This window comes from Erysipelothrix sp. strain 2 (EsS2-6-Brazil), from assembly GCF_016617625.1.
Classification (GTDB): domain Bacteria; phylum Bacillota_I; class Bacilli_A; order Erysipelotrichales; family Erysipelotrichaceae; genus Erysipelothrix; species Erysipelothrix piscisicarius.
Genome location: NZ_SBAR01000015.1, coordinates 19759 through 27791, shown reverse-complemented (window position 1 = coordinate 27791; position 8033 = coordinate 19759). Strand labels below are relative to the sequence as shown.

Annotated in this window: 9 protein-coding genes; 3 read left to right on the top strand and 6 right to left on the bottom strand. The window is 38.7% G+C overall.

The features are described 5' to 3' along the window. The coding region (locus EPJ89_RS07835) for an IS3 family transposase (RefSeq protein ID WP_161637407.1) at nt 1-105 on the top strand (105 nt) is incomplete at its 5' end. Nucleotides 106-166: 61 nt separating this feature from the next. Here the strand turns inward: EPJ89_RS07835 and guaA are convergent. Both guaA and guaB read right to left on the bottom strand, forming a co-directional pair. Further along, complete coding sequence (gene guaA / locus EPJ89_RS07830) at nt 167-1699, bottom strand: glutamine-hydrolyzing GMP synthase (RefSeq protein WP_161637534.1); 1533 nt, start codon at nt 1697-1699, stop codon at nt 167-169. Then, the gene (gene guaB, locus EPJ89_RS07825) at nt 1689-2825 is read right to left on the bottom strand and encodes an IMP dehydrogenase (RefSeq protein WP_200542865.1); all 1137 of its coding nucleotides are present in this window, start codon (nt 2823-2825) and stop codon (nt 1689-1691) included. The genes guaA and guaB overlap by 11 nt, the downstream gene beginning before the upstream one ends. 52 nt (nt 2826-2877) lie before the next feature. On the opposite strand from guaB, the gene EPJ89_RS07820 reads away from it, so the two are divergent. Together EPJ89_RS07820 and EPJ89_RS07815 are read left to right on the top strand one after the other, a co-directional pair. Continuing rightward, nucleotides 2878-3708 (top strand): Cof-type HAD-IIB family hydrolase, encoded by an 831-nt coding sequence (locus EPJ89_RS07820; protein ID WP_161637535.1) that lies wholly within the window; start codon nt 2878-2880, stop codon nt 3706-3708. A gap of 40 nt (nt 3709-3748) precedes the next feature. Continuing rightward, nucleotides 3749-4486: a hypothetical protein gene (locus EPJ89_RS07815; RefSeq protein ID WP_200549435.1), complete on the top strand. Its 738-nt coding sequence runs from the start codon at nt 3749-3751 to the stop codon at nt 4484-4486. Between the two features lie 338 nt (nt 4487-4824). On the opposite strand, the gene EPJ89_RS07810 is transcribed toward EPJ89_RS07815, so the two are convergent. The 4 genes from EPJ89_RS07810 to EPJ89_RS07795 all read right to left on the bottom strand — a co-directional run bounded on the left by EPJ89_RS07810 (nt 4825) and on the right by EPJ89_RS07795 (nt 7998). Further along, entirely contained in the window at nt 4825-5799 is a 975-nt protein-coding gene (locus EPJ89_RS07810; RefSeq protein ID WP_161637537.1) for an ornithine cyclodeaminase family protein, read from the bottom strand. Between the two features lie 9 nt (nt 5800-5808). Beyond that, nucleotides 5809-6693, bottom strand: a complete 885-nt coding sequence (locus EPJ89_RS07805; protein ID WP_161637538.1) for a sulfite exporter TauE/SafE family protein — start codon at nt 6691-6693, stop codon at nt 5809-5811. A 13-nt stretch (nt 6694-6706) separates the two neighbouring features. After that, nucleotides 6707-7504 (bottom strand): TrmB family transcriptional regulator, encoded by a 798-nt coding sequence (locus EPJ89_RS07800; protein WP_161637539.1) that lies wholly within the window; start codon nt 7502-7504, stop codon nt 6707-6709. Between the two features lie 236 nt (nt 7505-7740). Then, a complete protein-coding gene (locus EPJ89_RS07795) occupies nt 7741-7998 on the bottom strand; it encodes a hypothetical protein (protein WP_125163680.1) in 258 nt (85 codons plus the stop codon). Between the last annotated feature and the right edge of the window lie 35 nt (nt 7999-8033).

The following is an 8033-nucleotide window of genomic DNA, read 5'->3' as shown; positions in this document are numbered from 1 at the left end:
GTATCACAAACTGTGATAAACTATTTAAAATATTACAATGAAAATCGAATACAAGAAAAGCTAGGATATCAATCTCCCGTAAATTATCGGTTAACTTCATCCTAACTTGGTTTTTTCTTTAGTCCCAAGGAACTAGGTCAGTTCCGGTCTTACAGTTCTTTTTCTTTTACTCCCACTCAATTGTTGCTGGTGGTTTTGAAGTACAATCATAGACGATGCGGTTAATTCCTTGAACCTCATTTACGATACGAACTGAGATTTTTTGGAGAATATCCCATGGGATACGTGCAAAGTCTGCACTCATTCCATCAATTGATGTTACGGCACGGATTGCAAGTGTGTAATCATAAGTACGTTGATCACCCATGACACCCACACTTCTTAAGTTTGTTAGTACTGTAAAGTATTGCCAGATTTCACGGTCAAGACCGGCTTTCGCAATTTCTTCACGGAGAATGTAATCACTCTCTTGTACAATTTTAATTTTTTCTTCATCGACAGCACCAAGAATACGGATTGCGATTCCAGGTCCTGGGAATGGTTGACGGTGAACGATATGTTCTGGTAAACCAAGAACAAGTCCTAATTTACGCACTTCATCTTTGAAGAGTGTATCAAGTGGCTCAATCAATTTGAAGTCCATATCTTCAGGTAATCCACCAACGTTATGGTGTGATTTGATTGTTTGAGCGGTCTTTGTTCCTGATTCAATAACATCAGTATATAAAGTTCCTTGTGCTAACCATTTCGCATCGCGAAGCTTTTTAGTTTCATCTTCGAATACGTAAATAAATTCGTTACCGATAATTTTACGTTTTTTCTCAGGATCATCAACGCCTGCAAGTTTGTCTAAGAAACGACGTTGTGCATCAACTTTGATTAAATTCATCTTAAAGTGATCTTGGAATACTTCAACTACACTGTCAGCTTCCCCTTTACGGAGTAGACCATGGTCTACAAAGATACATGTGAGTTGATCGCCGATTGCATGGTGTAGAAGTGCTGCAACAACAGCAGAGTCAACACCACCTGAAAGCGCACAGATAACATGTTCGTTACCTACTTTTTCACGGATGATTGCAGTTTGTTCTTCAACAAAATGCTCCATATCCCATCCTGCTTCAGCTTTACATACGTTGAATACAAAGTTTTCTAACATTTCAATACCGTTTTCAGTATTGCGTACTTCAGTATGGAATTGGATTCCATATTGTTTCTTTTCATCATTCCCCATCATAACGATGTCTGTATTTTCTGATGAAGCATATACGTCAAATCCAGCAGGAACTGCTTTAACTTGATCGCCATGGCTCATCCAAACATTATATGATGCTGGTAATCCTTGAGTAATTGGGTTGTCTTGTTTTACTTCAATCGGTGCTAAGCCGTATTCACGTTTTGAATGTGATTCAACTTTACCACCATTTTGATGTGCCATAAGTTGCATACCATAGCATACACCTAAAATTGGTAATCCAAGTTCAAAAATTTCTTGATCAATGTGATATGCATTATCTGCATACACAGAGTTGGGTCCACCGGATAAAACGATACCTGCGATATCTTTATCTGCGCGGATTTCTTCAGCTGTAATCTCATTATCTAATAATTCACTGTATACGCCTAAATCACGAATACGACGAACAATTAACTGATTATACTGTGACCCAAAGTCTAAAACAATAATCTTATTTGCCATGATAATTTGGTGCCTCCTTCACGTTGTCAACATCGTGAGGGTGACTTTCACGAAGTCCTGCGCCTGTGATTTTCACAAACTGCGCTTTTTGGTGCATTTCTTCAATCGTTCCGCAACCACAGTAACCCATTCCAGAACGTAATCCACCAAGCATTTGATAAATAACATCACGAATTGATCCTTTAAAAGGAACCGTCGCTTCAATACCTTCTGGTACAAGCTTCTTCAATTCAGAAACGCCACCTTGGAAATAACGATCACTTGAACCACGTTGCATCGCACTTAATGATCCCATTCCAACATAACCTTTAACCTTTTTACCAAATACTTCCATTACTTCTCCAGGTGTTTCTTCAGTACCCGCAAGTAACCCACCTAGCATAACACAACTTCCACCGGCTGCAAGTGCCTTTGCAATATCTCCGGATAGTTTAATACCACCGTCGGCAATAACACCCACACCATATTGGCGTGCTACAGAGTAAACATCGTTTACAGCAGTTAATTGGGGAACCCCAACACCTGCTACAACACGTGTTGTACAGATTGATCCAGGACCAACACCAACTTTAATAACGTTAGCACCCGCATAGATTAGATCTGTTGCTCCCTGTGCAGTAACTATATTACCACCAACAATATCTAATTCTGGGAATTCGGCACGAATCATACGCACAGTGTCAATAACACCTTGTGAGTGTCCATGAGCACTATCAACCGCAACGATATCCACACCTGCTTCAACAAGTGCACGTACACGTTCTAATGATGATTCGCCAACGCCAACTGCAGCACCTACACGTAGGCGTCCTTGTGGGTCGATGTTTGCATCCTCGAATGATGATTCAACTTCAGTTTCTTTAACGGCTTTAATCATTGCTGCTTGCGCTTCAATTGGCATGTTTTTATGCACAAATCCCATACCGCCCAATTTCGCAAGCATGATTGCCATGGCATCTTCAGTAACAGTGTCCATTGCAGCTGAAACAATAGGGATGTTCAGTGTAATTTTATCCGTTAGACGCGTTTGTAATTTAACTTGAGCTGGCACAACTTCTGACTTTGCAGGAACTAAAAGCAAGTCATCGAATGTGTAAGCTTCTTTAATTACTTTACCATTCATCATATTCATCTACCTCCATAAACTTATGGTATATTATACATAAAAGAACGCTAATATGAAAGAGAAATGTGTTAAAATAATGAATATGGAAACTAAAAAAATAAAACTCGCGATTTTTGACATTGATGATACCCTCATCAAACGCGGAAAAGTCAAAATAGAATCAACAGCAGTTCAAGCAATTAACGATCTTAAAGCGAAAGGAATCGAAGTAATGATTGCAACCGGACGTGCTTTTTACTTCATTCATGATGATATCCACGAAACCATTAATCCGGATTACTATGTCACCATTAATGGTGCATGTGTTTATGATCATAATAAGGATGTAATTTTTAATGTGCCAATGGTGCGCAGTGAAGTCAATGCAATCATTGACTACTGCAATCACCACGATATTGGCCTTGCTATGAAAATGCAACATGATATGCGTGTCTACCGTAATCTTGAAATATTTCAAACGGTATATATGCAAGGCAGTGAAAAACAAGACATTCTTGTGGATTACACACACGCTCAGTCAATTGAAGAAGGTGATGAAGTCCCTATGGGTCTCTTTTTAATGGGTGATGAATCCCTTATTGAAGCTTCAAAAGCATTATGTCCGGATGGACATTATGCGAAAGCGTATGCTGATGCCTATGATATTTATTCAATCCGTGCGGGTAAAATCGCGGGAATTGGAATTGTTTTAGATCGTCTCGGTTTAACATGGGATGAGGTGATCGCATTTGGCGATGCCGCCAATGATCTAACCATGCTTGAAATGGCTGCAATTGGGGTTGCCATGGGTAATGCCCCTGAACATGTTAAAGAAGCAGCGGACTATGTCACAACCGATATTTTAGATAACGGTATTTATAACGCAATTCATACATTATTTTAAAACGCCGTACCAGGCGTTTTATTGCTTTCAAGGGGGATCTATGAAACCAACACTTTTTACACTTTGCCTATTCCTTTTATTAAGTGGTTGCCACAAAGAAACAAAACAGTATTCAAAAACCGAAGCATCGATTGGATCGGATGTCTTAGAAGTTGAGCACCTTGAAAACGTGGTCGTACCCGAACTTTTACGGCGCTACCAAAACATCAGTGTCGTTGACACTCGCTCTGTTGAAGAAGACGTCCTTGAGGAAACGGATTCGGGCGAAGATTCTGATTCAAATTCCAATCAAAATTTAGAGTACGAAGATATTTCATCCTATGGCATCAATTATAATTACCATGGCGACAAGCCCGATTTATCTCATCCTATGATTGCGGGCATGCCAACCAAACTACGCCAATATTTCTATGCGTTTCGTCGTGGTTACCATGAAGTTCCAGAAGGGTCCTATGCTTATGTAATGCCACATGAACCATATATATATTTGCTTCAAGATTGGATGATTATGGATACAGAAAGCATGTATCATGAGATGGCTCATTTATACGGATTTGCCACCGGGGCGCATGACACAACAGAATGGGAACAGATTTATTTGAATGAATGGCAAGATGGCACCTATGGCTCTACAAATACTTACGAAGCCTTTGCGGAATCGGTTGCCGGTTATTTTATCACCCCTGATCTTTTGGAGGGAAAACCACAGTCAAGAGCGTACGTGCATCAAATCTTTAAAGATTCTGAAAAACCAATCATCCCTCAAGGGGCTCATTAATACATTTTGAAAGACACAGTTGTTTTTAAATCAACGCGAGGACGCATAATAGCCTCATTGTTAAGTGATAACGAACATTGAAGGCACGAACATGCTTTCGTATCTTTGAATGCATGGCAGTCCTTTATGGACACGAAAAGGAAAGTGAAATGATGGTTTGGGTAAAACAACTGTGTCCATTCATAAATGAACGCTAACCAAGATTCACCCTAAAAATACTTTTAAATCATACCTTAACTTTAAGTTGAAATAAATCAGAGGCCTACCAGAAATAAAAACCCTTATCCAAAAAACATGGATAAGGGTTTTTCATTTGTATACATCGAAACGTACCGTAATTAAATTTCAGTACCAATTCCTAGTTCGCGTGCTTTTTCATAAATCTTATGTGCCACAACAACATCAAGAACTGCAGTCCCTACAGATTTAAAGAATGTAATTTGATCATCACGTTGACGTCCTTTTGAACCGTCAAGTGCTAAAGTCCCCATCTCCACAAAATCTTCTTTTGTTTTAAGATTTTGTTCCAAGGCACTCAAGACATCCCCAGCTTCTGCAAAGACACCATCAAAGGTATCAACCACAACAACATCTGCTTTCGCAATCGCTTCAACAGGAACTTCTTTCATTTCTGAAGTATACGCACCCACACCATTAACGTGAGCGCCTGGTTTCACAAGGGAACCATCAAATACAGGACGTTTTGATGTTGTAACTGCAGTAATAATATCCGCATTTGAAATGGCTGCATCAACATCTTCAACTAAATAAATTTCAGTATTGTATGACGCAAATTTTTCATTCATGCGTGCTACAAATTTTTCCGCAAATTCACGGTTAAGATCCACAACACCCACACGGTCTAAATCACGAACAACAAGCATTGCTTCAAGTTGAGATTCCGCTTGTCCACCTGCTCCAATTAAAACCGCTTCTTTCGCATCAGCACATGCAAGGTAATCCGTTGCAGCGCCTTGAACAGCACCCGTTCTTAATTGTGTTAAATAAGTACCATCCAACATGGCACAAACTTCTCCCGTTTCCCCATCAAGTAGCACCATTTGTGCAGGTACTGCTGGTTTTCCAAGACTTGGATTATTTGGGAATACAGAAACAATTTTAATTCCTGTAGTATTCAACTCTGAAACATAAGCAGGCATAAATAAGTTTTGCCCATTTTTCGCATCAATATTTGTACGAAGGGGTACTGTGGTACCACCTTCTGTATACATGCGTAACGCTTCTTTATCCGCTTCAATGGCTTCTTTCATTGAAAATACATTTTCGATATCACTCTTACTAATAACTAACATCATAGCCTCCTAGTTTGCTTCTACCATTTTTTTTGATTTAAAGAACTCTTCATAAATCATGCTTGCTCCACTATAGAGAAGAATTCCCGCTACAAGCCATTGTAACATACTTACATCTAACGACTTCACAAGGAAAACTGCAATAAGAACCCCTAAAACACCAAGTGTTGACGTGAATAATGTAATCTTACGGCTGTATTCACCAAATTTAATAAATTGCATGCTTCCAACAGGAACTGAGAATGTCGCAGCACCCATCATAATTGGGAATGCAACCCCTGGGTTCAGACCCATTCCATAAACCGTAACCATTGTTAGTGCATAAGAACCAATACCAATATTATTTAAAGCGCCAAAGATAAAGATTAAGATTGCAGTCACAACAAGTTTCACGCCATAAAGTCCCGTAGCCGTTCCACCTGATGGAATAATATTCATTTTACCTGCAACAATTAATGTTGATGCAATCACAAGACCAATACCGATAAATTTACGAATCAATTCAACGGGTAGTTTCACAACAAAGCGTGGTCCGACATAAGCACCTAAAATTTGTGCTCCAATACATACAAGTAATGTAGTAAGATCGACTTGAATTCCAGAGATGTATGATAATGCCATAACTGCTACGGGTAACACACATTGTGTATTTAATGTACCAGGTAAGCGTTTATCATCCACCCACTTTAATTTACGATACAAGACCGTTGAAATCGCAAAGTCTGAAATTCCAAATGTTGATAAAAAGAACATAATAAATGATGAAATAGCGAGACCAACAGTTGGTGCGGGTTCTGCTTTTGTTTCTTCACGGTGTGCTAATAAGTCCATAACAAATTTCACTAAGAAGGTCCCGTTAATTAAAACGATGGCTCCTAAAATTATTCCTAACATAATGTTTTCTCCCTTAGAATAGTGTTTTTATTTTGAGTAAGTCGGGTCCAAATTCTTTCTTCGCTTCTTCATCTAACGCATCAATCAATCTTAAGCAATACGCATCATGACGTACATTCTCTTTGGCTAAAAACACCATGCTGGGTGCTTTTGTCCACAAGACCTCTACATTTTGTGGCTCTATATGACCAAAGATGAGTGCTTCATCATCCACAACAAGATTAATCCATCGACAACCACGGTTTTCCGCTAACATCGCTTCCTCAAAACCATGAGCGTAAACGTGTTTTAAATCGACCTCATAGTTCTTATCCTTGCTGTAAAGAATCACAACAAGATTTCCAGATCGTGCCTCGAATTGTTTAAGTTCATCATAGATTAGCGGTAAATCCTCTTTCCAAACTTGTAACAAAACGGTTGATTTTGCTTCATGAATCAAACGACGACAGCGATTAAAGACATTTTCATAACCTTTTAAACTCCATAACTCCGTTGATTCAATTTTATGACTAAAACGTTGTAATTCATCCGAAACATCACCAAGACGATCATTCATTTGATATTTAAAATTATCAATGACCTCTTGAATATCCACAGCACTGTAATGCACCGGATCTGTTTGTTTAGAAACCAATACAGCACCCTTATCTCTAAGGCTCTCGAGTATGTTATACACCTTAGAACGGGCTACCCCTGATAATTTACTGGCTTCATATCCTGTCATTGGATTGTTTTGTAAAAGCGTCAAATAGACTTTTGACTCTGATTCTGAAAAGTTTAAACTCTTCAACAATGAAACAGCTTTTTCCATTGAATCACCTCATTTATTGTAGTAGCTACTTACAGGTACTATTATAATCATCATCCTATTTTCTTGACGAGAGTTTCAAAGTACAAAACCGCAGAATAATACAAATTAAAGCATAAAACAACCAAAAAGAACCTCACTTTGTGAAAATCATAGCAAAGTTCAACAATAACCTTCATAATCCATTCACACAAAAAGCAAAAAAAAAACTGGTCTCCCAGTTTTCCAATCGTCCTAAATTATGATTTGCGACGTTTTCCAAGATATTTAAGAACAAGCGATACCAAGACACAAGCCATCGCAATGTATAAATACCATTGTTGCTTCGTGAATACTCCAATAAACACAAAAATTAATGAAGCAATGCTTAATGCAAGCGAAGCAATTTCTGACTTTTCATTTGCTTGAGCTTCTTTAACACTTGCCTGTTTTAACTGTTTCTTACTCACATGTTCCCCCGGAACACGGTTTTTCTTCTCACGTGATTTACGACCCATGATCAGTCCTCCTTATTTTCCATAATCTGCACCAT

Bases quoted from the DNA above. Each gene is read 5' to 3' on its own strand.
- guaA (WP_161637534.1), bottom strand. From the start codon at position 1,699: ATGGCAAATAAGATTATTGTTTTAGACTTTGGGTCACAGTATAATCAG.
- guaB (WP_200542865.1), bottom strand. From the start codon at position 2,825: ATGATGAATGGTAAAGTAATTAAAGAAGCTTACACATTCGATGACTTG.
- EPJ89_RS07820 (WP_161637535.1), top strand. From the start codon at position 2,878: ATGAAAGAGAAATGTGTTAAAATAATGAATATGGAAACTAAAAAAATA.
- EPJ89_RS07815 (WP_200549435.1), top strand. From the start codon at position 3,749: ATGAAACCAACACTTTTTACACTTTGCCTATTCCTTTTATTAAGTGGT.
- EPJ89_RS07810 (WP_161637537.1), bottom strand. From the start codon at position 5,799: ATGTTAGTTATTAGTAAGAGTGATATCGAAAATGTATTTTCAATGAAA.
- EPJ89_RS07805 (WP_161637538.1), bottom strand. From the start codon at position 6,693: ATGTTAGGAATAATTTTAGGAGCCATCGTTTTAATTAACGGGACCTTC.
- EPJ89_RS07800 (WP_161637539.1), bottom strand. From the start codon at position 7,504: ATGGAAAAAGCTGTTTCATTGTTGAAGAGTTTAAACTTTTCAGAATCA.
- EPJ89_RS07795 (WP_125163680.1), bottom strand. From the start codon at position 7,998: ATGGGTCGTAAATCACGTGAGAAGAAAAACCGTGTTCCGGGGGAACAT.